The sequence below is a fragment of the Sorangium sp. So ce117 genome, from assembly GCF_051524395.1.
GTDB lineage: Bacteria > Myxococcota_A > Polyangia > Polyangiales > Polyangiaceae > Sorangium > Sorangium cellulosum_B.
Map to the genome: position 1 here is coordinate 6,772,971 of NZ_CP150309.1, position 25,406 is coordinate 6,798,376.

21 protein-coding genes are annotated in these 25,406 nt (G+C 69.9%); 13 read left to right on the plus strand and 8 right to left on the minus strand.

Translation table 11 applies throughout. From position 1 onward, the window contains the following. The first annotated feature begins 323 nt into the window (after positions 1-323). The 3 genes from WMF46_RS25265 to WMF46_RS25275 all read left to right on the plus strand — a co-directional run bounded on the left by WMF46_RS25265 (position 324) and on the right by WMF46_RS25275 (position 4,046). Positions 324-1,352, plus strand: coding sequence for a sugar-binding protein (locus tag WMF46_RS25265; RefSeq protein WP_437979533.1), 1,029 nt, complete (start codon positions 324-326; stop codon positions 1,350-1,352). Positions 1,353-1,413: 61 nt separating this feature from the next. After that, positions 1,414-2,979, plus strand: coding sequence for a sugar ABC transporter ATP-binding protein (locus WMF46_RS25270; protein WP_437979534.1), 1,566 nt, complete (start codon positions 1,414-1,416; stop codon positions 2,977-2,979). After that, positions 2,976-4,046: an ABC transporter permease gene (locus tag WMF46_RS25275; RefSeq protein WP_437979535.1), complete on the plus strand. Its 1,071-nt coding sequence runs from the start codon at positions 2,976-2,978 to the stop codon at positions 4,044-4,046. Before WMF46_RS25270 ends, WMF46_RS25275 begins: the two co-directional genes overlap by 4 nt. Before the next feature lie 11 nt (positions 4,047-4,057). Here the strand turns inward: WMF46_RS25275 and WMF46_RS25280 are convergent, their stop codons facing one another. Continuing rightward, complete coding sequence (locus WMF46_RS25280) at positions 4,058-6,481, minus strand: substrate-binding domain-containing protein (protein WP_437979536.1); 2,424 nt, start codon at positions 6,479-6,481, stop codon at positions 4,058-4,060. 507 nt (positions 6,482-6,988) lie between these two features. Here WMF46_RS25280 and WMF46_RS25285 point away from each other — a divergent pair. The 6 genes from WMF46_RS25285 to WMF46_RS25310 all read left to right on the plus strand — a co-directional run bounded on the left by WMF46_RS25285 (position 6,989) and on the right by WMF46_RS25310 (position 13,274). After that, a complete protein-coding gene (locus WMF46_RS25285) occupies positions 6,989-7,786 on the plus strand; it encodes a polyphosphate polymerase domain-containing protein (RefSeq protein WP_437979537.1) in 798 nt (265 codons plus the stop codon). Beyond that, positions 7,783-8,475 (plus strand): DUF4956 domain-containing protein, encoded by a 693-nt coding sequence (locus WMF46_RS25290; RefSeq protein ID WP_437979538.1) that lies wholly within the window; start codon positions 7,783-7,785, stop codon positions 8,473-8,475. The genes WMF46_RS25285 and WMF46_RS25290 overlap by 4 nt, the downstream gene beginning before the upstream one ends. A gap of 97 nt (positions 8,476-8,572) precedes the next feature. Further along, a complete protein-coding gene (locus WMF46_RS25295) occupies positions 8,573-8,959 on the plus strand; it encodes a VOC family protein (protein ID WP_437540794.1) in 387 nt (128 codons plus the stop codon). A gap of 833 nt (positions 8,960-9,792) precedes the next feature. Further along, positions 9,793-10,671: an SUMF1/EgtB/PvdO family nonheme iron enzyme gene (locus WMF46_RS25300; protein WP_437979539.1), complete on the plus strand. Its 879-nt coding sequence runs from the start codon at positions 9,793-9,795 to the stop codon at positions 10,669-10,671. Between the two features lie 458 nt (positions 10,672-11,129). Beyond that, on the plus strand, positions 11,130-12,593 hold the full coding sequence (locus WMF46_RS25305; protein WP_437979540.1) for an endo-1,4-beta-xylanase: 1,464 nt from the start codon (positions 11,130-11,132) through the stop codon (positions 12,591-12,593). 48 nt (positions 12,594-12,641) lie between these two features. Further along, positions 12,642-13,274 carry a DUF6151 family protein gene (locus WMF46_RS25310; RefSeq protein WP_437540800.1) on the plus strand — a complete coding sequence of 211 codons (633 nt, stop codon included), beginning with the start codon at positions 12,642-12,644 and terminating at the stop codon, positions 13,272-13,274. A gap of 46 nt (positions 13,275-13,320) precedes the next feature. On the opposite strand, the gene WMF46_RS25315 is transcribed toward WMF46_RS25310, so the two are convergent. Both WMF46_RS25315 and WMF46_RS25320 read right to left on the minus strand, forming a co-directional pair. Beyond that, positions 13,321-14,454 carry an endonuclease/exonuclease/phosphatase family protein gene (locus tag WMF46_RS25315; protein ID WP_437979541.1) on the minus strand — a complete coding sequence of 378 codons (1,134 nt, stop codon included), beginning with the start codon at positions 14,452-14,454 and terminating at the stop codon, positions 13,321-13,323. A 119-nt stretch (positions 14,455-14,573) separates the two neighbouring features. Beyond that, complete coding sequence (locus WMF46_RS25320; RefSeq protein WP_437979542.1) at positions 14,574-15,200, minus strand: MmcQ/YjbR family DNA-binding protein; 627 nt, start codon at positions 15,198-15,200, stop codon at positions 14,574-14,576. 126 nt (positions 15,201-15,326) lie between these two features. Between WMF46_RS25320 and manA the strand changes: the two genes are divergently transcribed. After that, positions 15,327-16,526, plus strand: coding sequence for a mannose-6-phosphate isomerase, class I (gene manA, locus WMF46_RS25325; protein WP_437979543.1), 1,200 nt, complete (start codon positions 15,327-15,329; stop codon positions 16,524-16,526). Positions 16,527-16,633: 107 nt separating this feature from the next. Here manA and WMF46_RS25330 read toward each other — a convergent pair whose 3' ends face one another. From WMF46_RS25330 to WMF46_RS25350, 5 genes are all read right to left on the minus strand, one after another. After that, complete coding sequence (locus WMF46_RS25330) at positions 16,634-17,938, minus strand: GNAT family N-acetyltransferase (protein WP_437979544.1); 1,305 nt, start codon at positions 17,936-17,938, stop codon at positions 16,634-16,636. A gap of 591 nt (positions 17,939-18,529) precedes the next feature. Further along, positions 18,530-18,886: a hypothetical protein gene (locus WMF46_RS25335; protein ID WP_437979545.1), complete on the minus strand. Its 357-nt coding sequence runs from the start codon at positions 18,884-18,886 to the stop codon at positions 18,530-18,532. Beyond that, positions 18,883-19,656, minus strand: a complete 774-nt coding sequence (locus tag WMF46_RS25340; RefSeq protein WP_437979546.1) for a nitrate reductase cytochrome c-type subunit — start codon at positions 19,654-19,656, stop codon at positions 18,883-18,885. Before WMF46_RS25340 ends, WMF46_RS25335 begins: the two co-directional genes overlap by 4 nt. Next, complete coding sequence (locus tag WMF46_RS25345) at positions 19,653-22,076, minus strand: molybdopterin-dependent oxidoreductase (RefSeq protein ID WP_437979547.1); 2,424 nt, start codon at positions 22,074-22,076, stop codon at positions 19,653-19,655. Before WMF46_RS25345 ends, WMF46_RS25340 begins: the two co-directional genes overlap by 4 nt. Beyond that, positions 22,073-22,315 carry a hypothetical protein gene (locus tag WMF46_RS25350; protein WP_012237335.1) on the minus strand — a complete coding sequence of 81 codons (243 nt, stop codon included), beginning with the start codon at positions 22,313-22,315 and terminating at the stop codon, positions 22,073-22,075. Before WMF46_RS25350 ends, WMF46_RS25345 begins: the two co-directional genes overlap by 4 nt. A 276-nt stretch (positions 22,316-22,591) precedes the next feature. On the opposite strand from WMF46_RS25350, the gene WMF46_RS25355 reads away from it, so the two are divergent. The 3 genes from WMF46_RS25355 to dsrP are packed head-to-tail and all read left to right on the plus strand — an operon-like array spanning position 22,592 to position 25,401. Next, positions 22,592-23,212 (plus strand): hypothetical protein, encoded by a 621-nt coding sequence (locus WMF46_RS25355; protein ID WP_437979548.1) that lies wholly within the window; start codon positions 22,592-22,594, stop codon positions 23,210-23,212. Next, the gene (locus WMF46_RS25360; protein WP_012237337.1) at positions 23,209-24,111 is read left to right on the plus strand and encodes a 4Fe-4S dicluster domain-containing protein; all 903 of its coding nucleotides are present in this window, start codon (positions 23,209-23,211) and stop codon (positions 24,109-24,111) included. The genes WMF46_RS25355 and WMF46_RS25360 overlap by 4 nt, the downstream gene beginning before the upstream one ends. A 15-nt stretch (positions 24,112-24,126) precedes the next feature. Beyond that, positions 24,127-25,401: a sulfate reduction electron transfer complex DsrMKJOP subunit DsrP gene (gene dsrP, locus WMF46_RS25365; protein WP_437979549.1), complete on the plus strand. Its 1,275-nt coding sequence runs from the start codon at positions 24,127-24,129 to the stop codon at positions 25,399-25,401. The last annotated feature ends 5 nt before the right edge of the window (positions 25,402-25,406 follow it).

Sequence of the window (25,406 nt, forward strand, 5' to 3'; positions counted from 1 at the left end):
AGGCAGGAGGCCGACGGCGACCATGAGCTTCCAGGACCGTCGTTGATCCCTGAGTCCCCCGCGGATCAAACGCCGCGCTGCACCCCCACATCATGAGCTCATGTCGCCCCCGCTCCCTGGAGCAGGTGGGTTCGCACACGACCCGCCCCCTGAGGTGCTCGAAGTTCGGACACGTTGTCCCCGACTTTTCCGTTTGGGTCGTTCACGCGAGGCGCGACATCGACGGGGTACGTCCGCTAACCTCGCGTCGGGGGATTCCTGTGTCGCGGCTCGGCGACATCGACATCGACACGCTTTTCGCAGGCAAGGAGGGGAGAACTGCCGTGAAAGACAAGAATCGTTTCTGGAAGCTAGCGTTTGCAGCGTTCGCGGTGCTGTCCATGACATGGATCACCGGCTGCGCTCAGGGGGGCGGAGACGAGGCGGCCAAGGGCCACGACGGCGACGGCAAGAGCGCCCCGACGACAGCCAAGGTCGTCAAGCTCGCCTTCGTGACGAGCGGGACGAGCGAGTTCTGGCGCATCGCCGGGGCCGGAGTCCACAAGTACGAGCAAGAGGCGAAGATTCAAGTGGACATCAAGGCGCCGCCGAACGGCACGCCCGAGGAGCAGAACCAGATCCTGGAGAGCCTCGCCAGCCAGGGATATGACGCCGTCGCCGTGACCGTCCTGGCGCCGAACGATCAGGTCGCCGTGCTCAACAGGGTCGCCGAGAAGGTCAAGCTGATCACGTTCGACTCCGACGCCCCGAAGTCGAACCGGCTGCTCTACATCGGCACGAACAACTACGAGGCCGGCAAGGCGCTCGGCAACGAGATCGTGAAGATCCTGCCGAACGGCGGGAAGATGGCCGTCTTCGTCGGCATGTTCGCGGTCGACAACGCGACCCAGCGCCTCAAGGGCATCCAGGACGTGGTCACCGCCCACAACATCCAGATCGTCGACAAGCGCGAGGACAACGCCGATCGCGCCAAGGCGCGCGCGAACGTCGAAGACATCATCAACGCCCACCCGGACCTCAACGTCGCGACCGGCCTCTGGTCGTACAACGGGCCGGCCATCATCGCGGCCGTCGAGGCGCTCGGGAAGAAGGGCAAGGTCGTCCCGGCCGTGTTCGACGAGGAGGACGCGACGCTCAGCGGCATCGAGAACGGCACCGTGGCGTGCACCGTCGTGCAGAAGCCGTTCCAGTTCGGCTACCTGTCGAGCAAGTGGATGCACGAGCTGGCGACGAAGGGCGACGCGGCCATGGCCGCCATCCCCAAGGACAAGATGGTCGACACCGGCGTCGACGTGATCCGCAAGGAGAACGTGGCGGAGTTCAAGGCCAAGCTCGTGGAGCTGAAGAAATAGCCTCCTCATCCGGCGGCTCGATCGGGGGCGCCCCCTCGATCGAGCCGCGCGGTCCGGGCCAATGACGTCGACTCCCGATCTCCCAGCCCTGCTCGCGATGCGCGGGATCGTCAAGCGGTTCCCGGGCGTCACCGCGCTCTCCGGGGTGTCGCTCTCGCTCCGCGCCGGCGAGGTGCTCGCGCTCGTGGGAGAGAACGGCGCCGGCAAGAGCACGCTCATGAAGATCCTCGGCGGCGCTTGCCCGCCCGATGAGGGGCAGATCTTCATCGACGGGGCGCCCGTGTCGCTCAGCGGGGTGCGCGCGGCCAAGCGCCTCGGCGTCGCGCTGATCCATCAGGAGCTGATGCTCGCGCCGAACCTCGACATCGCCGCGAACGTCTTCCTCGGGAGCGAGGGGTGCGAGGCGCCGACCCCCCGCCTGCTTGCCCCGCTCCGGCGCGGTGAGCTGAACGCGCGGGCGGCGGCGCTCCTCGCGCGCGTCGGCCTCCCGCTGCCGCCGACGACGCCCGTGTCGGCGCTCACCGCGGGGCAGATGCAGATGGTCGAGATCGCCAAGGCCCTCTCGGCCAGCGCGCGCATCCTCGTCATGGACGAGCCGACCTCGTCGCTCACCGCGGGCGAGTCGAGGGAGCTCTTCGCGATCGTGGAGCGGCTCCGCGCCGGCGGGATCGGCGTCATCTACATCTCTCACCGCATGGACGAGGTGCTGAGCCTGGCCGATCGCATCGCCGTGCTGCGCGACGGGCGGCTCGTCGGCGAGCTCGCGCGGGCCGAGGCGACGCACGACAGGATGGTCTCCATGATGGTCGGGCGGGAGCTCAGCGGCCGCTACTTCCCGGAGAGGAGCGCGCGCCCGCGGCGGGAGCCCGCGCTCGAGGTCCGCGACCTCGTCGTCCCCGGCGCGCCCGCGGGCGTGAGCTTCACGGCGCTTCGCGGGGAGATCCTCGGCTTCGCGGGGCTGGTCGGCTCGGGGCGCACCGAGCTGATGCAGGCGATCTTCGGGGCGACCCGGGCGCTCGGCGGCGCGATGACGCTCGCGGGAGAGCCTTATGCGCCGCGGACGACGCGCGACGCGATCGACCGCGGCGTGTGCCTCGCGCCGGAGGATCGCAAGCGGCACGGGCTCGTGCTCCCCATGACCGTCGTCGAGAACGCGTCGCTGCCGGGCCTCGCCCGCTTCGCCCGCGCCTTCTGGCTCGACCGCGCCGCCGAGCGCCGCGCCGCGCGCGCCGAGGTCGACCGGCTCCGCATCAAGACGCCGACGCTCGATCAGCGATCGGTGAACCTCTCGGGCGGCAACCAGCAGAAGGTCGTCCTCGGGAAATGGCTGTCGATGGGCCCCCGCGTCCTCCTCCTGGACGAGCCGACGCGCGGCATCGACGTCGGCGCCAAGGCCGAGATCTACAGGCACATGGCCGCGCTCGCCGCGGAAGGGATCACGCTCTTGATGGTCAGCTCGGACATGGAGGAGGTGCTCGGCATGAGCGATCGCGTGGTCGTCATGCACGAGCGCCGGATCACGGGCGTGCTCCCGCGCGAAGGGCTGACGCAGCAGCGCGTCGCCGCGCTGATGACGGGGAGCGCGAGGGGCGCGGAAGGGGACGTGGAATGCGCGGTGACCGCATGAGACGTGAGCTGGGCATGAGCGTCGTGCTCGTCCTGATGTGCGCGGGGCTCTGGATCTCCAACCCCGACTTCCTCGGGCAATCGAACGTCGTCAACACCACGCGGCAGATCGCGATGCTCGGCATCTTCGCGATGGGCATGGGGTTCGTCATCATCACCGGCGGCATCGACCTGTCGATCGGCTCGGTGATCGGCTTCACCGGCGTCCTGCTCGCCAAGATCTCGTCCTCGGGGATGGGGTGCCTCGGCTACCCGCTCTGGGTCGGCATCCCGGCCGCGCTCGCCGCCGCGATGCTCGTGGGGCTCGCGCAGGGGCTGCTCATCACGCGGCTCAAGCTGCAGCCGTTCGTCGTCACGCTCGGCGGCATGCTCCTCGTGCGCGGCGTCTCGCAGACGGTGGCCGAGGGCGGCACGCTGAGCTTCGGCGACTCGCCGTTCCTCGGCCTCGCCAACGGCGGGCTGCTGCGCGTGTCCGGCGACGCGCTCATCCCCTACCCGCTCGTCATCTTCCTCGTGGTCCTCGCCGCCGGCGCGTACGTGCTGCACTTCACCGTGCTCGGGCGCTACATGTACGCGATCGGGGGCAACCGCGAGGCCGCCGAGTACTCGGGCATCGACGTGCGCCGGGTGGAGGTCTCGACGTACGTCATCTCGTCGGCCACCGGCGGGATCGCGGGCGTCTGCTACGCGTCCTACATCGGCCAGATGTCGCAGCAGGTCGGGATGGGCTACGAGCTCTACGCGATCGCAGCCGCCGTGCTCGGAGGCTGCTCGCTGCGCGGCGGCGAGGGCGGCGCGCTCGGGATCCTCATCGGCTCTGCCCTCATGCGGGTCATCGACAACGGCATCAACATGTTCCAGATCCGCCACAGCGACGCCGGCGTGCCGCGCATCTGGCGCCTCGACCCGAACTGGACGTTCATCATCATCGGCACCGTCATCCTCGTGGCCGTCGTCTTCGACCAGGTGGTGCACGTCGCCCAGGCGCAGCGGCGCGCCCGGCGCGCCGGCGAGGCGAAGACCGCGGAGCCGCACCCCATCGAGGCGCCGCCCGCCGGGGCGGAGTAGCCGCCGCGCGGTCAGCGGCGCTTCGCCGCGCGGCGGCGCACCCTCGAGAGCGCATGGCGGAAGCCGCTCGCCAGGTTGGCGTGCGTCACCATCGAGCCGACGTCCAGGCCTTGGCGGACCATCATCTGCGCGGCCTCCGGCCGGATGCCGACGAGCACCGCCTCGGCGCCGAGCAGCGCGGCCGCCTGCGCCGCCTCGACGAGCCGCGACGCCGCCGTCGCGTCGACGAACGCCATGCCGGTGACGTCGATCAGCACGACGTGCGCGCGCTTCGCGTCGATCTCGCGGAGCATCGACGCGATGAAGTCGCCGGAGCGCCGGGCATCCATGACGCCCACGACGGGCATCACGAGGATGCCGTCCGCGATGGGCACCACGGGGCTCGAGAGCTCGCGGATCGTCTGGAGCATCGCCGCTTGCTGCAGGTTGGCGCGCTCGAGCTCCTCGCTCCGCGCGGAGATGCGGCGCAGCAGCCGGGCGTTCTCGACGCCGATCGCCACCGTGCCGGCGACGCGGACCAGGAACGCCACGTCGCCCGCGCCGCACGCCTCCCTGCGAGCGCTGCTCAGGACGAGGGCGCCGAGGACGTTGCCGCGGCCTTGCAGCGGCACGGCGATGGCCGTGCGCGCGCCGTCGTGCGCGGCAGGCAGGTCGGCGTCCGCGCCCCCCTCGGCGGGGTCGATCACGACCGGGCGGCCCGACGCGATCGCGCGGCGCACGAGCGAGCGCGCCGGGATCGAGACCTGGTCCTCGACGACGGAGCTCGAGGGGGGCGCGACCCCGATCATCATGACCTCGATCGCCGGGGCGACGGGCGCGATCCGCCCGCCGTTCCCGGCCGCGGCCCGGCGGGCGGCCTCGAGAGAGAGGTAATCGCTCAGCGTCGTGGACCACGGCGTCTGCTCGAGGGTGACGCAATCGACGCGGGTGTGGAGGACACGGGAAGGCGGCAGCTCGGCGAGCGTCGGCCCGACGCCGCGCGTGATCATCCGGTGGATCGTCTCGATGGCGCGGAAGCCCATGTCGTCCTCGCGCTGGACGATCGTCGCGTGGATCGCCCCCTGCCGGAGCAGGGCGACCGTGCGGGCGACGAGATCGAAGCCGACGATCTTGAGATCTCCGGCCCTGCCGAGGGCTCGCGCCGCGCGGCCCCAGGACGGCCCGTTGTCCGCCGCGGCGCCGAAGGCGCCCGCGACGTCGGACCGCCCCTCCAGCGCCGCCGTGGCGAGCCTCGTCCCGGCCTCCTGATCCCAGTCGCACGGGATCGTCGGCAGCACCGTGAGGTTCGACCCGAGCGCCGCGACGCGGAAGCCCTCGACGCGCTCGCGGATGTTCAGCGCGAGCCCCACGGCGCCCAGGGACGCGACGACGCCGCCGCCCGGGAGCAGCCGCTTCATCACCTCGGCCGCCAACCTGCCCGACGCCACGTTGTCCGTCCCGATGTAGAGCGGCGCCCGGCTGCCCGGGATCGGAGGCGTGTCGATCACGACGACCGGGATGTCCCTCTCGGCCGCCCGCCGGAACGCCTCCTCCGCGCTCTCGGGGTTGCTGGGCGCGACGACGATGCCGGACATGCGCCGGCCGATCGCCTCATCGAGCAGGGCGCGCTGAGAGCCGTCGCCGTCGCCGCCATGGCCGGTCCGCCAGTCGATGGAGACGCCGAGGGGCCGCGCGGCGCTGTCCGCGCCGGCGCGGATGTTCTGGAAGTAGGTCGTCGGCTCCGACGCCGGGGCGCGGTAGACGCGGGCGCACAGGTCGCCCCGCGCGAGCTCGGGGCCGTCCCCGACGCGGTCCTCCTCGAGCAGCCAGATCTCCACCGTGTCCCAGCTCGGATCGAGCTGCACGCTCTTGATGCCGTGAGCGATGGTCTCGATGAGGTCGTGCAGCGCGAGCGTCGTGCCCACCGCGTGGAGCAGCCGCTCGAACAGGCGGATCTCCTGCGCCGCGCTCGCCTTGTCGTCATAGAGCCTGTGCCGCTCCAGCGCATCTCCGGCCGTGCCCGCGAGGACCTCGATCATGGCGCGGCGCTCCTCGCCCGGAGACTCCATGGTGGCCTGCTCGATGGCGAGATAGCCGGCCGGCTCGCCGCACAGCTGGATGGGCGCGACAAGCACCCCGGCGCCTTCGGGGACGCCGCAGCCCGCCTCGATCGCGAAAGGCAGGTACGTCCGGTACCACGCCCGCGCATCGACGATGCGGCTCGCGTGCGCGCCGTCGGGAGGCGCCGCCGTGCCGAGCGCGCCCCCCTCGACCTCCGCGCCGACCGGAACGCGCGAGGAAACCCCAGGCGGCGCGTCGAACCCGACAAGCGCTCGGGCCACGAAGCGGCCGCCCTCGCGGAGCAGCAGGCTCCCGCGCGGCGCGTGCGGGAGGACGGCCATGGCCCGCCGCACGATCTGCTGGAGGACGGCGAGGAGGTCGGGTACCTGACGCATGCGTATCGTTCCACGATCTCGCCTGGATCCAGGCGGCCTTCAACAACTTCGCGCGAGATCGATCGATCGATCGCGTCAATCAGGGCTCGGAAGAGGCTGCGCGGCCGAGCGGCGGCGCGCCTCGCGAGGAGCCGCTCACGACATCGACTCATGACGACGCGATCATGAGCTGGGCGCTCGTGGCACAAACAGGCAGCGACCTCCGCCCCAGGCGCGGGGAGCGCGCAGGCCCGCGTCACCCCGGCAGCCGAAGGCCCGCCCCGCTGGCGCCGGCCCCGAGCCCCTGTCAGCCCACCGCAAGGAGCCACCGCAAGGAGCAGCGCCCGCGCGGGCCCCGAGCCGCGCCGGGCGCTCCCCCAGCAGCGCTGCCGCAGGCGCGCAGGTTGCAGGGAAAGCGCAAAGATCTCGCGAAGCGGCCATGGATTCCGCTTGCGGACGCCGGCGAAATTTGTGTCATTATTGCGCGGTTACCGTAACAACCTTGCGACGCGTAGCAGCGCGGCGCGCTTGCCCTTGACGACCGAGGAGGCGAGAGTCCTGGACGTCATCGAACGATACGAGTTCAAATACCTGGTTCCGGAGCGTCTGGTCCCGGCGATCCGGGCCACCGCCTGCGCGATCGGCCGGCTGGACCGGTACGCCGGCCCGGGCGGCGTGTACCGCATCCGGTCGCTCTACCTCGACACCCGCGGGTTCGACCTCTACTGGGCCAACGCCCGGGAGCAGCGCGACCGCTTCAAGCTGCGGGTGCGCACCTATCCCGGGAAGACCAGCCCGGCCTTCCTGGAGGTGAAGCGGCGCGTCCAGGATGTGATCATCAAGTCGCGCGCGGCGGTGCCAGCGAGCGAGTGGCGCGATCTGCTCGCGCACGGCCGCCCCCCCTCGCTCGATCACCTCTCGCCGGGCGCGCGGAAGGGCGCGGAGAAGTTCATCGGCGCGTTCCACCGCCACGACCTCAGACCGACGCTCCTTGTCGACTACGAGCGCGAGGCGTACGAGAGCACCATCGACACCTACGCGCGCCTGACGTTCGACCGGAAGATCGTCTGTCAGCGCAGGGAAACGATGGATCTCGACGCCTCCGAGGGGGGGTGGCGCCCGGTCGACCACCCCGTCCAGACGCAGACGCCGGAGCCCGTCTGCGTCCTCGAGCTCAAGTTCGAACGCAGGCCGCCTGCGTGGATGGTGGCGCTCGTGCGGCGCCTCGACCTCGTCCGGCACTCGTTCTCCAAGTACTGCTACAGCGTCACCGCGCAGCTGATGCTCCCGGAAGCGCGGGCGACCCGGGTCGCAGGGTGGCAATGATGGACTGGCTGGCGGCGCTCTCGCACGGCGAGGCCGTCGAGTGGCGCGACGCGCTCCTCGCCCTGCTCGTCGCCTTCGGGCTCACGCAGGGCATCGCCGGCGTCTACATGCTCACGTTCCGCGGCCTCTCCTACTCCCGGACGGTCGTCCAGAGCATGGCGCTGGGCAGCATCATCACGTGCACGCTCATGCTCGCCGTCGGCAACAACATCGCGGCCGGCATCGGGATCGCGGGGGGCGTCTCCGCGATCCGGTTCCGCACCACGCTGCGCGACCCGCGCGACGTCGTGTTCGTCTTCGCGTCGCTCACCATCGGCATGGCGAGCGGCGCGCGGGCCTACGGCGCGGCGATCGCGGGGGCGGCCATGTTCGGCGTCGCGACGCTCTTGCTCCACGTCACCGGCTACGGGTCGCGCCGGCAGCCGGACGGGCTGCTCCGGTTCGTGGTGCCGGCCGGCCAGGCCGGCGCGGAGATCGCCGGCCCGATCGCGGGCATCCTCCGCGAGCACTGCGGCACCTTCTCGCTCGTGACCCTGCGCGAGGCGGCGCAGGGCACCGTCATGGAGCACGCCTACCAGATCCGCGTTCGCCACCCCGACATGCGGGCCGGCCTCGTGACGAGCCTGCAGGCGTTGCCCGGCGTGGCGGACGTGAGCCTGATGCTCCAGGAGCCGACGCTGGACCTCTGACCACGGCGACGCACCACATCAGCTGGTGCGTGGGCAGCAATCTCACCTGGGCGCCTCGCGTCGCCGCCGCACCGTGGTGGCCGTGCTAACAGATCGCATGCACAAGAGTCGCCTGGCTGGGTTCATCATCGACTGCCGAACCGACGATCTCGATGGCGCCGCCCGCTTCTGGAGCGCGGCGCTCGGGATGCGATCGCGCGGCCAAGACGGCGAGGCCTACGTCCGCCTGGACGCGTCTGCGCGCGATCTTTCGGTCGAAGTGCAGAGCGTGAAGCACGGGAGCCGCGTTCACCTCGACATCGAGACCGACAACGTCGAAGCCGAGGTGCGCCGCCTCGAGCGGCTCGGCGCCAAGCGGGTCACGCAGGCCTCGACGTGGTGGGTGCTCGAGGCGCCGACCGGCCAGCGCTTCTGCGTGGTGAAGACCCATCATCCGGACGCGCACGGCTTCTCCACGTGGGACGACGAGGGGAACCCCGTATAGAAGCGGCGGCCCCGGCCTCGACGCCCGCAATGGGCAACTCATTACCTCGTGCAGTTCACCAGAACGTAACACAACCCTAGCCATTCTTGCGCTCACGCCCGCTCCTCTGCAAAACTCGATAAAGCGGCCCTGGCGAACTGGTTCCGAGCCCGATCCATCCACGCATCCCCGTCGAGCGCCTTGGCGCCGCGGTGCCCGTTCGCAACGCTCGGCCGTCGGCGCCGGCGCCAGCGCCCGCGGCGCACACCGAGGCTTCCAGACCTGCAAAGGGTCGTGCAGTTCCGTGGATACTGGACGCGCTTTGACCTCCTGAGATGCCCCGCCTGCGGCGTGCCGGCGTGACAGGAGAGAGAGGCCCAGAGCCCCGCCTGAGCCCTCCGGTCGACGCGACATGACGGCGGCGACCAACCCGCGGCGCAAGAGGACGCAGGGCGCGCAGTTCGCGCGCTGGCCGATGTGCCGGGGTGGCCGCGCTGGCCGGCCATCCTGGACCACCGGGCGGCCACGCCACGGGACAAAGCCACGACCAACAGCCCCGTAGCCCGGTTTTCCGGGGTGCGGAGGCAGGCCGAGATTTTGCAGTGCCTCCGGACGGCTCCCGACGCTCGCGAGAAATCGAGGCGAGCCCGGGTCAGCATCAATTTTGGCCCACGCCTGTAGGCTGATGTAGCCAAACGTGGGAAGAGGTTAACGTGCGTATCCTGGGTTTCACGGTACTGACACTGCTTGGCGTTGCGACCTCGAGCTGCACCGGTCCCTCGGACAGCGGCGGGAGCGGGGGCGGAGGTGGAGGCGACGCCCGGCACGTCGAGATTCCCGAGCAGTCGGCGGAGATGTCCGACCCGCTGCCGGTCGAGACGCCGGCGACGGAGGCGGAGATATCGGACCCGCTGCCGGTCGAGCTTCCGGCCGCGGAGAACGACGAGCCGCTGGACCAGCCGGCGATGATCGAGGTGCCGATCGCGCTGCCCGGCTCGACCCAGGGCTGCCCCGACGGAATGGTGCGGGTGGAGGGCGAGTATTGCAGCGCCGTGGTGCAGGAATGCCTCGAGTACCATCCCGAATGGACAAAGCGCCACGGCGAGCCGGGGGTTGCCGCCCGTTGCTTGCGATTCCGCGAGCCGTCGCGGTGCGTCGCAGAGAAGACCCAGCACCTCTCGTTCTGCATGGACCGGTACGAGTACCCGAATGTCCCCGGCGCGCTGCCGCGCACGCTGACCTCGTGGGAGCAAGCCGCCGGGCTCTGCGCGGCGGAGGGCAAGCGGCTCTGCACCGAGGCCGAGTTCAATTTCGCCTGCGAAGGCCCTGAATCGCAGCCTTACGTCTACGGCTACGAGCGGAATGCCGAGACCTGCAATCAGGACCGAGACTACCGCTTTCCAGACCACTCGCAGCGGCTGCTCCACTACGAAGCGTGCCAGCAGAACGCGCGATGCGCCGCCGAGCTCGCGCGCCTGGACGGCCGCGAGCCGTCCGGCGGGCGCGCGGAGTGCGCCTCGTGGGCGGGCGTCTTCGACCTGAACGGCAACGTCAACGAGTGGGTGGTGCGCACCGATCAGAAGGCCCCTTACCGCAGCGGGCTCAAGGGCGGATGGTGGGGTCCGATCCGGAGCCAGTGCCGCCCGATGACGACCTTTCACAAGGAAGACGACTACGGCTACGAGGTCGGCTTCCGCTGCTGCGCGGACGCCGAGACACACCCCGCGGGGTGAGCGCGGCCCGCGGGCCACACGTCCGCCCGGGCTTCTGACCTCGCTCCCGCAGACCGCGGGAGCGACGGTATCTCCCTTAGCGCATAGCTCGACCATCGAACCCTCGTTGCAGCTTCAGGAGGGCGGACGGCACGCACGCCGTTCCGTCGCGAGCCTGTGAATGCGACGTGACTGTATCAGGGAGCCGATCGCGCGAAGCGCTTGACATCGGTTCCCAGTTGCATGCTTAAGTCACATGCCATGCTCGGCATCGCCTCGCGCCGGGCATGGCGTGTGTACAGCTTGCTTCGACAGTCACGGTGTGATCGTGCAACGGCCATTGTCGATCGAATATCGCTCTGGCCGCAATCTTACAAAATCGACCCGACGGGCGGCAGGGCTCGCAGACGCAACTCTGTCCTACTTATTCGCTTTGAGCACAACCCTGCGGCTCGGCCGGCCGGATCATGGAGAACCTTATGCGTATCGATCGCTTACTTGGCCCTGTCTCCTTCTCGTTCGCGTGCTGCCTGGTCGCCTGCGCCATGGAGCCTGCTGACCTGGAGGACAGCGACGCCCTCGAGTCGGGGTTGAGCAGCCCGGACAACACGATGAAGGCCGAGCTCGCGTTCCAGTCGCAATGGACCGGCGGGTACTGCGCGAACGTGACGGTGACGAACACGAGCAACGGCCCGGCCACGTCGTGGGGTCTGGTCGTCGGGCTCAACGGCGCCACGGTGACCAGCCTGTGGAACGCGCGCTACACGACGTCCGGCGGGCAGCTGAACGTCACCAACGAGAACTACAACGGCTCCATCGCTGCAGGCCGTTCGGCGTCATGGGGGTTCTGCGCGAGCGGCACCGGGAGCCCCACGATCGTCTCGGTCAAGGGCAATGGAGGCTCGAGCACCAGCACGAGCGCTTCTTCATCGAGCAGCAGCAGTTCGAGCTCCTCATCGACCAGCAGCAGCTCGAGCTCGTCCTCGAGCTCCTCGGCGAGCAGCGGCGGGGGCGGTGCAGGCGGCTCCGGTGGCGGGGGCGGCTCCGGCGGCTCCGGCGGCTCCGGCGGCGGCACCCCGACCGGCGCGAAGTTCGTGGGCAACATCACGACGAATGGCGCCGTCCGCGCCGGCTTCGCCAACTACTGGAACCAGATCACGCCCGAGAACGAGGGCAAATGGGGCTCCGTCGAGAGGACGCGCGGCCAGAAAGACTGGAGCAAGCTCGACACGATCTACAAGTATGCGAAGGACAACGGCATCCCGTTCAAGCAGCACACCTTCGTGTGGGGCAGCCAGCAGCCAGAGTGGCTCGCGGGCCTCTCCGGGTCGGACCAGCAGGCGGCCGTGAGGGACTGGATGCGGTCGTTCTGCGCGCGCTACCCCGACACCAAGTACATCGACGTCGTCAACGAGCCGCCGCCCCACACGACGCCCTCTTACAAGAACGGCATCGGCGGCGACGGCGCCAGCGGCTATGACTGGATCGTCAACTCCTTCAAGTGGGCTCGCGAGTTCTGCCCGAACGCGAAGCTGATCCTCAACGACTACAACAACATCGAGTACGAGGGTGAGCACCAGAACTTCATGCGGATCGCGAGGGCGGTGATCAACGCAGGCGCCCCGGTCGACGCGCTCGGCGCTCAGGCCCACGACGCATACAGGCTCAACACAAACACGGTGAAAGGGTACATCGACAAGCTCGCGTCGCTGGGCAAGCCCGTGTACATCACCGAGTACGATATTGGCATCGCGAACGACGAGGAGCAGCGCCGGGTGATGCAGGAACAGTTCACGATGTTCTGGAATCACCCTTCCGTTCCTGGCGTCACGCTGTGGGGTTACATCGTCGGCTCCACCTGGAGGGCCAACACGGGCCTCCAGCAGTCGAACGGCACCATGCGGCCGGCCATGACGTGGCTGATGGACTTCCTCGACCGCTGACGACCGGAAGCGCGCGCGGCGCGCGTCGAGCCGTGCTATGCGAGCCGAATGTCCAGAGACGTCGAGCTCCAGTGTCGCTGCGGAAAGGTCCATGGATGGCTGCGCGGTGCATCGCCGGAAGCGGTGAACCGCGCCGTCTGCTACTGCGACGACTGTCAGGCGTTCCTGCACCATCTCGGCCGCGCCGACCTGCTCGATGAGCAGGGTGGCACGGACATCGTGCAGGTGGCTCCTTCGGCGGTCTCCTTCGACCGCGGCAGCGAGCTCGTCACCGCGGTGCGCCTGACGCCCAAGGGTCTCTATCGCTGGTACGCGAGCTGCTGCAAGACGCCGCTCGGCAACACGTTGACGCCGCGATTGCCGTTCGTCGGCATCGTCACAGAGCTGTTCCAGCAAGCGCCGAGCGCGCGCCCGTGCGACGAGGTCTTCGGCGCGCCGCGCGGCGCGATCCTGGGCAAGTTCGCCATCGGCGAGCCGCCGCCCGGGTCGCTGAGGCCGAGCGTGCGATTCCTCGCGCACGTGGCCCGGAAGCTGCTCGGCTGGAAGCTCCGCGGCAAGGCGTGGCCGCATCCGTTCTTCGATCGCGCGAGCGGCGATCCGAAGTACCCCATCACGGTGCTGTCCGCGGCCGAGCGCGAGGCGCTGCGCCCGCTGTGCGGCCCGCGCCCCGCGCGCGCATGACGAGCCGGCTCGAACCTCCCCCGCTCGTCCTCGCGGCGTCGCCGCGCTAGCGCTCCGCGCGCCCTTCGCGCGGGGTGCCGCTCCAGCGCAGGTCGGCGACGATGGGGAGGTGATCCGAGCCGAGATCCGGGCCGATCCATGCGCGCTCGGTCGTCCAGCCAGGCCCGGCGAGCACGTGGTCGATGCGGACGCCAAACCAGCGCGTGCGCTTCGTCGCGCCGAACCCCAGGCCGGCGCGCGAGAACGCGTTCTCGAAGCCCGCCCAGAAGCGCCGGTAGATGGCGCTGTCGACCGGCATGTTGAAGTCGCCAGCGATGACGACCGGATAGGGCGCCTCGTCGACCCACTGCCGCGCGAGCTCGGACTCCCAGGCACGCAATGCGATGACACGGTCGTGCTCCGCTGCCTGCTTCCACAGGCCGTGGATCAGCGCCTCGATCGCCTCGCGGGGCGTCTCCAGATGCAGGTTGAGCAGACTGAAGACACGGGTCCCGCGCGGCTCCTCTGAGCTCGGCCGTAGCGCGTCCGGCAGCGCGATCTCGTAGCGCAGGATCGCGCCGTGGCCGCCTTGATCCCAGACGTCACGGCGATCCCTGGACTCGGCCTTGAGGAGAGGGTGCCGGCTCACAAGGCACATCCCGGTATCGACGTGGACGGACCATCCTGGAAATGCTGCGTTCAGCTCCGACTCCGACGCCGAGCACTCCTGCATCGCGATCACGTCGGGCCGGGTCTCGGCCACGAAGCCCTTGAGTCGATCGATGTCCATCGCGCGGCTGCCCGTGTTGAAGGAGGCGACGCGCAGGTCGTGGCTGTCGGCGTCTCCGGTAAGGGCCCGGAGAGAGAACGTGAAACCGAGGATCGGCCCGGCCACGATCGCGGATGCCAGCGCCGCCGGAAGGAGAGCGCGGCGCTGCACGAGGAGCGCGGCGGGCACGATCACGAGGAGAGGGAGGGCGACGAGCCGGCGCGGGCCGAAGAGAATGAGCGTCCCTGGCCACCACCGGTCGCCCACGATGGGCAGGGCGAGCCAGATCGACGCGACCGCGAGGAGGTAGAGCACGGCGACGGCGAGCACGACGAACCGGAGCCGGCGCCAGCGTGGTGGGGACGAAGGACGCCTGGCAGGTTGCGGTTGCGGCTCGGACGACGCATCCGTGGATGGCTCGCGGTGGCGCATCGATGTTCCTCCGTCGGGGTGTAGAGTCCGTCTCGACGCGCGGGGCGGCGACGAACGCACTCAGCCTCACCGGCCGGGCGCGCTGGCCGCGTCCGCTGGCGCCGCCTCGTTCACAAGCGTCATGGACTTCGCCGGCTCTCCTTCTCCGCCGCCTTCTTGGCGGAAGACCCCTTCTTCGCCGCAGCCTTCGTGGCGGGAGTCCCCTTCGCCGCAGCCTTCTTCTCCGGCGCTCTCTTCTCCGCTGCCACCTTCTTGACGGGAGTCCTCTTCTTCGCCGCAGCCTTCTTCTCCGGAGCTCCCTTCGCCGCCGCCACCTTCTTGGCGGGAGACCCCTTCTTCACTGGCTTCCCTGGCTTCCCCGGCACCAGCGCCGCGCCACCCAGCGACTGCAATGCTCGCTTCGGCGCCACCGCGCGATAGCTCTCCTCGATCCACTCGATCAGCATCGCCTCGGGCACGCGATCCTTCGGGCCGAAGCGCGCCGTCACCCAGCCGCTCTTGCCGAGGTTGTACCCTGTGGGCTCCGCGAACGGCAGCATGAGCGCGGCCTCGCCCGACTGCGGCAGCTTCGCCGTGACAAGGAGCTTCCCTTCGTGGGTGTTGAGGAAGACGAAGATCTTCCCGCGCACCTTGGCGACACGGTCGCCCCAGGGGAACTCCTCCACGGCCTCGGGATAGGCCAGCGCGGCGTCGCGCAGCCTCGCAAGGATGGGCGTGAACCTCGCGTCGTCCTGGCGCATCGTCATCCGGCGAGCGTAGAGCGCTCGCACGACCTCGTAAAGCCGGAACGCCGCCTGCGCACAGCCCGCTCAAGAGCTGATTTCTCCGATGCCATGAGGTAGGGTGACGCCTTGCAGGAGCACGCTATCCCAATGTTTTCGCTCGAGAACCGTGTTCAGGAGTACGCCTGGGGCTCCCGGGACGCCATCGCGACGCTGCTCGGACAGCGCCCCTCCGACAAGCCGCAGGCCGAGCTCTGGATGGGAGCCCACCCGGCGGCCTCCTCGTGCATCGAGCTCGACGGGGGACGAGAGCGCCTGATCGACGCCATCTCCAAGCACGCAGACGCCTTCCTCGGAGGACCGACGCGCGAACGCTTCGGCGCTCGGCTCCCCTTTCTGCTCAAGGTGCTCGCGGCCGACCAGCCGCTGTCGCTGCAGGCACACCCGGACGAAGCGCAGGCGCGGCGCGGGTTCGACGCGGAGAACGCCGCCGGCGTCCCGGTCGACGCCCCCGAGCGCACCTACCGCGACCCGCACCACAAACCCGAGCTCATCTGCGCGCTCACCCCGTTCGACGCCCTCTGCGGTTTCCGGCCCGCCACGGCCCTGCCGGAGGTCTTCGAGCTGCTCGCCGGAGGCCCGGGGGACGCGCTCGTCCCGCGCAGCGCCGACGCGATCGACGCGGCCGCTGTCGCGCGGCTCGTCCAGGGCCTGCTCGCGCTCGAGCCGGCCGCCCGGCGCGAGCTCGTGTCCTCGGTGGTCGAGGCGTGCCGGGAGCGCGCCCAGGCGGGCGGATGGCTCGCGCGGGCCGCTGGCTGGGCGCTCCGCCTGAACGAGCTCTACCCGGGCGACGTCGGCGTCGTGATCGCGCTCCTGCTCAACGACGTGCACCTCGAGCCGGGCGAGGCGCTGTACCTGCCGCCGCGCCGCCTGCACGCCTATGTGCAAGGGGTCGGGATCGAGATCATGGCGAGCTCCGACAACGTGCTGCGCGGCGGGCTCACGCCGAAGCGCGTCAACGTCGACGAGCTCGTTCGCGTCCTCGATTTCGCGCCGTGGCGTGTCGAGCCCATCGTGCCGCGCCAGGTGGGCGTGGAGTCCTTCTATGACACCCCAGCGCCGGAGTTCCGGCTCTCCCGCATCGACCTCGACGCCGCGGCCCCCTGGAGGACCGATGACCGCCGCGGCCCCGAGATCGTCCTCTGCACCCGGGGACAGGCCTCGCTGGTCGACGCGCGCGGCGCTGCCCGCGAGCTCCGCCAGGGTGGCTCGATCTTCGTCCCGTTCTCGTCGGGGAGCTACGCCATCGAGGGACACGGCCAGTTCTTCCGGGCTACCGTCGGCCTCTGAGGCCACCTCGAGAGACGCACAGCGACGCCGGGCAGCGTCCGATTCCGGCCCCACCGGCCTCTGCCCACAGAAGAGGAACAGAGGGCCACAGAGCACGGGACGGGAGCCTAGGATTTCTGTTCTTGGCGAACAGCTCGCTCCGAGGCGGCTCGCTCGCGCGCTGCCCGCGGGGGGGTGTCGGGATCTCCCTGGGCGACTGCGGGCTCGCCGCGCGGGGTCTCCTGGCCATCCGCGGGCCCGCGCGCGAGCGACCCGGCGGCGGCGCGCCACGTCGCGAGGACGCGCCGCTTGAGCGCGCGGAGCTCGTGCGCGGCGAGCTCCGCGGCGCGGCGGGCGCTGTCGTTCACCGAGGGGCGCGCGGCCCGGAGCTCGATGAGCGGCCGCGCCGATAGCGAGAGGGCCAGCTTGTACTGGCAAGGGCTGTCCAGAAAATCGTACTCGTGCCGCCCCTCCGCGATCGCAGCGCGGATGGCAAAGGCGTGGATCACGGTCCCCGGCCGGAGCCCCTTCGGCAGGTCGACCCTGCGCCCGCACTGGTAGAAGTAGATCTTGTTGTTCCACACAAGGTTATAGAGCGCCGCGATGGGCTCGCCGCGCGCCGAGAGCCACGCGAGATCGAGGGCGCCGCGCTCGAACATCGCGGGCATCACCTCGTCGTGGAACTCGCGGAAGCGCTGCGAGGCGAACACGCCGGCGCGCCCATCGGCCGACCAGCGCTCGGCGTGCAGGCGGAGCAGGATCTCGCGCGCGCGATCGAGCTCCGCGCGCGTCCTCGCCCGCTCGAACGTCAGCGTGCCGCCCGCCCACGCCTCGAGATCGCGCGTCGAGCGGCGCACGAGGTAGCGGCGCGAGGCGGAGAGCGCGCTCAGGTACTTCTCCCAGCTGGACGGCAGCGGGATGTAGGGCGAGGCGTCCGTGACCTCGATCCGCGCGTCGATGCCGTGCTGCCGGAGCTCGCGCGAGAGGATCACGGCGAGCGCGCCCTCGGGGCGCATGGCCGGCATCACCAGCTCGTCCCAGGCCCCGAATGCCGCGCCCGTGAGCGCGCCGGCGAGCGCGTGCGCGACGTCGGCCTCGGCGCCCCGCTCGGCGATGACACCGAGGTTGCAAGAGCAGACCTCGTCGGCCTGATCCTCCCCCGAGGCGATGAGCTCCAGCCGGCGGAACACGATGCCGCTGCGGTGCCGGCAGCGGCGCTCCAGCAGCGGCGCGAGGCCGACCAGGCGGGACCCATCGAAGAAGAGCGCGGCGCGCAGCGAGCGGCCCTGCGCCCCGAACACGCGCCACCAGGCGAGCATCCAGTCCGGCGTGAGCATCGGCTCGTTCATGCCGCTCCGCCCCATCAGTTCTTCCCACGCCCCACGCATCGCGCCGAGCTCGGCGACATCCGTGACCAGGTGAAACCGCAGCATCTCCCCCTCCCTTCCGCACGACCCCGCACGCCGTCCGCCGCCGCTCGGCCGGGCCTCGCAGCGGAGCGGCGGCAGCGGCGCTCCCCCTCAGCGCCATGTCCGCTCAGCTCGCGAGCACCGGCGGCGAACGCGCCGTCCAGGGCATCGCAGGAGCGGACATGGAATGGTCGGAACCTCGATCCGGCGGATCGACACGAGCGCTGTGACACGCCTCAGGACGATATGGCGGACGGCAGGAGCGCGACTCACAATCAGTATACGGTGAATTTGCTGGCTGACAAGAGAATCACGCAACGAATGGAAAGCCAAGGCATAGGGCTGTCCAACCAGGATAAGGACATGGGCCGCCGCTCCGAACCGAGGTGTTCTACCCCGTGTCCGGCGGCTGCGCGCCTCGCGAGCGGCGCTCGCCGCGCGCGGATTGGTTGAGGGCGCCTGTTGGGTCGGCGTGTTCATTCGTCCACGACGTGGATCGGCTTCGGCCAGTGACGAAAGGTGGGCCGTCGGCAGATCGCGCGGGCACTGTAGATGGCATGCGTTCGCCCCGGTGACTCTGCTCATCGGGAGACGGCGCCACCCGTGCGCGACGCGCTATCGCAGGGCGTCCTCGATCCGGACGCGCACGAGGCGCACGCCGGAGGGCACCCGGAGCAGCGTGTCCCACCACTCCGAGCCCGCGAAACGATAACGGATCTGCACCCCGAGCGCGGTCCCGTCGCCGAGCGCGCGGCGGGCGAGGGCGAGCTCGCCGCCCGCGCTGCCGGCCCGCTGGAGATCGCCGGCGCGGGCAGTCGCACCGGCCTTGAGCGACACCGAGACGAGCTCCGCGGCCTGGGCGAGGTCGAAGAAGAGCTGATCGAGGGTCGCCTCGTCGAGCACCGCCTCCTGCAAGGGAGGCAGCGGGATCTCGGGACCGACATCCGTCTCATCCCTGGAAGGGAGCTTCATGGCCTGTCCGCTCCCATGTTCGGCGGCGGCCACGCGGAGAGAGGCGTGGGCGCACGCTGATCCAGCTCGGCCGAAGGGGCGTGGCACTGGGTGCAGCTCTGCCGGTAAGGGTGGGTCGAGCGAATGCCCAGGGCGCCATGGACGCCATGGCAGCTCGCGCACTCGGAGCGCATCAGCGTCGGGTGCGGGATCGTGGGCGGCCCGCCCTCGTAGGCGCGGGCGCCTCGCCGCGGCGACGGCATACCAGCAAAGGTGTTGTCGGGCGGAGGCGGCGTCTCCGCGAGCGGCCTCGGGTCGTCGCCGACGACATGGCACTGCGTGCAGCTCTCGTAGCGACGGTGGCTCATCCTGGGCGCGGTGAGGTTCGCGACGCGCAGCCCGCGCTCGTGGCACGAAAGGCAATCCGGGACGCCGAGCTGCTCGATGCGATGCGGGATCGTGGGCGGCGCGCCGTCGTAGGCGCGGCGGGAAGCGCGCCGCTCGAGCGCCGCCTCTCGATCGGCCTCCGACTGCTCGACAGGCGCGTAGAGATCGGCGTCCGCCGCCTCGAGCCGGGCGAATGCGCCCTCGTACATGCCGGCGTTCGGGCCGTGCGCGCGCTCGCGCATGTCGGCGTAGCTGCGCGCCTCGACGCTCGCCGAGGGCGGAGGGGGATCGCCGTGCAGCTCAGCGACCCCCTGCTCCGTGCCGCGGACTCCCGAGAAGTAGCCCGCCGCCGCGACAGCGACGATCGCGGCGAGGCCGACGTGCAGGCCGCGAGCGTCCTTCATCGCGCCTCTCCTCGCTTGCCCTGCGGTTTGCGGCGGATCCTGACCGCGCACTTCTTGTAATCAGGCTGCTTCGAGAGCGGATCGTACGCCTCGAGCGTCGCGCGGTTCACCATCACGGTCTCATCGAAGAACGGCACGAACACCGTGCCAGGCGGCGGCGCGCCACGGCCCTCGATCCAGACAGGCAGCTCGAGCGCGCCGCGCCGGCTCTCCAGGATCACGACCTCGCCGTCGCCGACACCGAGCTTCCGCGCGTCCTCGCGGTTCATCTCCAGGTACGACTGCGGCATCGCCCGCTGTAGCTGGGGTATCCTCATGGTGAGCGACCCCGTGTGCCAGTGCTCGAGGACGCGGCCCGTGCACAGCCAGAAGGGATACTCCGCGTCGGGCGACTCGGGCGGCGGCTCGTAGGGGTGAAACCAGATGAGCGCCCGGTCGTCCTTGGTCACCGAGTGGTAAAACTGGATCTCCTCCTTCGTGGCATAAGGGTCGTCGAACCTCGCGAAGCGGAACCGCGTCTCCCGCCACGAGCCGTCGGGCTGCTCGACGACGGGCCAGCGCAGGCCCCGCGCCTTGACGTACTCGCGGTACGGCGCCAGGTCCTTGTGCTTGAACCGGCTGAACTCGCGGTACTCCTCGAAGAGCTGCTCGTCGACGTTGACGTCGTGGTAATGCTTGTAGTCCCAGACCGGCACCTCCTTGCCGTCCTTCCGGATGTCGAACAGGAAACGGCCGTCCTTGTCCTTCATCCCGGCGAGTCCCATGTCGTGGAGCTTGCGCGCCACGGCGATGATCTGCCATGCATCGTCCCGCGCCTCGCCGGGCGGCTCGACCATCTTGAACCACTGCTGTGTACGGCGCTCGGAGTTGCCAAACATCCCGTTCTTCTCGACCCACATGGCCGAGGGCAGGACGAGGTCCGCGGCGCGCACCGTGGCCGTCGGGTAGACGTCGGACACGATCAGGAACTTGCCCGGGATCTTGCGGCTCGCGTCGAAGAGCTCGTTCGTGTTCGGCAACGACTGTCCTGGATTGGTCACCATGACCCAGATGGTGTCGATGTCGCCCCCCTGCTCCTTCGGGGTCGAGAAGCGCTTCCAGAGCTCGACCGTGTGGTAGCCGGGCTTCGGGTTGATCCGCCCCTCGGGCAGCTTCCAGAGGTGCTCGGCCTCCTTCCGGTGCTCTGCGTTCGTGACGACGAGGCCGCCGGGGAGCCCGTGGGCGAGCGTGCCGACCTCGCGCACCGTGCCGCAGGCCGACGGCTGGCCCGTCAGGCTGGTCGGGGCGTCGCCGGGCTTGCCGAAATGGCCGCTGAGCAGGTGCACGCCGTGCACCAGATCGTTGATCGCGGTGCCGCGGGTGTGCTGGTTCATCCCCATGCACCAGACGCTCGTGATCCGTAGATCGCGGCGCCCGAAGAGATCCGCCAGCATCCGGATGTCCTTCGCGGCGACGCCCGAGATCGCCTCCACCCGCTCCGGCGTGTACTCGGCGAGCGCCATCTTGTACTCCTCGAAGCTCATCGGCTGCCCCTCGAGGGTGGGGTGCTCCGTCCGCTTGCGGAAGTTGCAGAACCTGTCGACGAACGCCCGGTCGAACGTCCCGCGCTCGACGAGCAGGTGCGCGATGCCGTTCGCGATCGCAAGATCGGTGTTCGGCTTGAAATACAGCGTGTGCTGGCAGAAGGCCGAGGTGCGGGTGCGCCGCGTCGTGAGATCGATGAGGAGCACCTGCTCGCCCCTCGATCGCCGGTCGACGACGCGCGAGAAGAGCACGGGGTGCATCTCGGCCGGGTTGTTCCCCCACATGAGGAGGACATCGCACTTGTCGAGATCCTCGTAGCAGCCGGCCGGCTCGTCCACGCCGTAGGTGGAGAGGAAGCCTGTCACCGCAGAGGCCATGCAGAGGCGCGCGTTCGGGTCGATCTGGTTGTTCACGAGGCCGGCCTTCACGAGCTTGTTCGCCGCGTACCCCTCGGGGATCGTCCACTGGCCGCTGCCGTAGAGCGCGAACCCCGCCGGGTTCTGCATCGCGCGCCGCGCGACGATCGCGATGGCCTCATCCCAGCCGATGGGCTCGAGCTTGCCGTTTTTGCGGAGCAGCGGCTTCGTGAGCCGGTCTCTGCCGTAGAGGGCGAGGCCGACGTGATACCCCTTCACGCAGAGCAGGCCCTTGTTGACGTCCGCGCTCTGGTCGCCCGCGACCGCGACCACGCGGCCCCCCTTCACGCCCACCTGCACGTGGCAGCCGGTGCCGCAGAACCTGCACGGCGCCTTGTTCCAGATCACATCGGAGGCGGTCCCCGCCCCGGGCGCCGCCTGGGCGGCGGCGACGCCGTCCTTGCCCAGCGCGAGCCGATTGGCGGCCACGGTCGCCGCGCCCATCGCGGAGCACCTCAGAAAATCGCGGCGATCCATCATGGCTCCAGATCCGAGAAGTCGACCGAGACCACATCGACGAAGTCCACCCCGTCGGTGCAGAGCATCCGCTCCACGAGCTCTTCCCCCGCGAGCAGGGTCGCTGTCTCGGCGATCGCGGGCAGCCTCGAACCACACGGCGGTCCGAGCGAGAGCGCCGCCTCCGCGGCGAGAGAGCGACACGCCCGCGCTCGCGCGCTGGGCTCATCGGAAAGCGTGATGACAAGAGCACTGAGGGGCATCGGAACGCCTGTTTGGGGTTGATCGGGTGGATGTGATCGCGCGGGTCGAGCGTCGGATCACGACATCGCAAGGTCCACGCCACGCGAGATCGTCGCCGGGACGCCCGCCCATCGCGGCCTGCGCCCTGCTCCTCACCGGAGATCCATGGCGCGCGCGGACCGCGGGGCAGCGCAAACGGTGCGTCCGGACGCGCGCCCTGCACCGCGCGGAGCCGCGGGCCGCGGCGCCGCCCCGGACGCGCGCGATGGCACGTGGCGTGCGATGCGAAACGCGCCGTGCACTCCTCTCTTCATCTTCCCGGGGCCGCCGCGCTCCTGGGCCTCCTGTGCGTGGCGCACGCGGCAGGCTGCCAGGGTCGCGACCAGCCGCTCGGGCTGCGCCCCACGCTCGACGCGACGCCGATCGCCTCCGCGAGCATCCACCGTCCTGACAAGCTCTCCGGTGTCGCCACGGACAAGCGGGACTCGCTGGGCCGGCCGATCCGCGCGGCGTGCGTGACGTGCCATTCGCTCCGCAGGCCCGATGCGCTGCCGACCTCGACGGCGGAGCTCGACGAGTTCCACGTCGGGCTGAGGTTCGAGCACGGCGGGCTGAGCTGCGCCTCGTGCCATGTGATCGGCGAGCAGGACACGCTGCGCAAGGCCGATGGCGCGCTCCTCCCGATGCGCGACGCCATGCAGCTCTGCGCCCAGTGCCACGGCCCCCAGCTCCGCGACTACGCGAACGGGGCTCATGGAGGGATGAACGGCAGTTACGCGGGCGGCACGCGGGTGCGCAACCACTGCGTCGACTGCCACGATCCGCACGTGCCGGCGTTCCAGCCGTCGATGCCTGTCCTGCCCCCGCGCGACCGCTTCGTGGAGGCGCACGGTGCAGGAGAAGGAGCCCACAAATGACCCAGACATCCAGGCGCGTCGCGCTCAAGGTGCTCGGAGCCACGCTCGGCGCCTCCGCGTTCGCCCACGCGATGGAGCCGCTCCGCGCGTGGAGCAAGGACCTCTCGCTCGATCAGTTCCTGCAGCGCCATTACAAGGAGCTCACGAGGGAAGAGCTCGCCGAGGTCATCGACCGCCTCGAGCGAGAGACGCGCGAGGAGTACGGCCGCGAGGTCACGATCCGCGACGTCCGCCCGCAGGAAGGGGTGCAGTTCGGCTACGCGCTCAGCCTGAGCGTGTGCATCGGCTGCCGCAAGTGCGTGGAGGCGTGCCACGTGGAGAACAACCACGATCGGCGCACGAACAACTCCTACATTCGCGTGCTCGAGATGGATCAGGGCAGCTTCGACATGGAGAAGGGCGACGCGACGTACGAGCACGCCGTGCCCGCGAAGGGCAAGTACTACCTGCCGGTGCAGTGCCAGCAGTGCGACAACGCGCCTTGCGTGAAGGTCTGCCCCGTCCAGGCGACCTGGAAGGAGCCCGACGGCATCGTCGCCGTCGATTACAACTGGTGCATCGGCTGCCGCTACTGCGAGGCCGCCTGCCCCTACCACGCGCGGCGCTTCAACTGGACGAAGCCCGAGGTGCCCGCGGACGAGATCAACCCGGACCAGGGCTACCTGTCGAACCGCATCCGGCCCCAGGGCGTCGTGGAGAAATGCACCTTCTGCCTGCATCGGACGCGCGAGGGCCGGATGCCGGCCTGCCTCGAGGCCTGCCCCACCGGCGCGCGCGTCTTCGGCAACCTGCTGGATCCGAAGAGCGAGATCCGCTGGGTGCTCGAGAACAAGCGGATCTTCATCCTCAAGGAGGAGCTCGGCACGCGGCCGCGCTTCTTCTACTTCTTCGACGTCTGAGCGAGCGGAGCCACGATGGGCAACGACACGCACGCCATCACCTACCCGCGCTTCCTGCTCCGGGTCATCGGCCAGAGCTTCGAGGGCTCGTGGCGCTTCTATCTCTGGATGACCGTGCTCACGGCGATCGCCCTCGTCGGCGCGAACGCCTGGGCCCACCAGCTCGCCGAGGGCATGCGGGTCACCGGCATGAGCGACCACGTCTCGTGGGGCCTTTACATCGCGAACTTCACCTTCGGCGTGGGGCTCGCGGCGGGCGCCGTGATGATGGTGATCCCGGCGTATCTCTACGACGACCACGAGATGCACGACGTCGTGATCCTCGGCGAGCTGCTCGCGATCGCCGCCATCGTCGTGTGCCTCCTGTTCATCGTGGCCGACATGGGGCGCCCGGACAGGTTCTGGCACATCTTGCCTGGGCTCGGGCGGTTCAACTGGCCGATCTCGATGCTGACATGGGACGTCATCGTCCTGAACGGCTACCTGTTCATCAACCTGCACATCTCGGGCTACCTCATCTACACGAGGTACCTGGGCAGGAAGCCGGACAGGAAGTGGTATCTGCCGTTCGTGTTTCTGTCCATCGGCTGGGCGGTGTCGATCCACACGGTGACGGCGTTCCTCTACTCGGGCCTCGGCGGCCGCCCCTTCTGGAACTCGGCGCTGCTCGCCCCCCGCTTCATCGCCTCTGCCTTCATCACGGGCCCGGCCTTCGTGATCCTGCTGCTCCAGCTCGTCGCCCGGCTGACCCGGTTTCGCGTGGGCGACGGGCCGATCCGCACGCTCACCTCCGTGCTCCGCGTGACCGTCCTGCTCAACCTGTTCATGCTGGGCTCGGAGCTCTTCACGTCGCTCTACACCGGCGGCACGCACAGCACCGCGGTGACCTACCTGTTCTTCGGCCTGCACGGCAAGAGCGCGCTCGTGCCGTGGATCTGGTCGGCGGTCGCGCTGAACGTGACCTCCGCGGCGCTCCTGCACCTGCCGGCGAGCCGCGGGAGCCGCGCCTACCTCAACGCCGCCTGCGTCGCCGCCTTCGCCGGCGTCTGGATCGAGAAGGGCATGGGCCTCATCATCCCGGGCTTCGTGCCGAGCACGCTGCACGAGCTCGTCGAGTACGTGCCCTCGATGGCCGAGTGGAAGATCACGGCGGGCATCTGGGCCGTCGGGTTCATGGTGCTCACGATCGCCATCAAGGTCGCGCTGACGGTGCTCACCGGCGAGATGTCGGTCGAGCCGCGCTCCGGTGCCACCCGCACGGACGAGCACGCGCCGCCGCTCGCGCAATAGCGCGG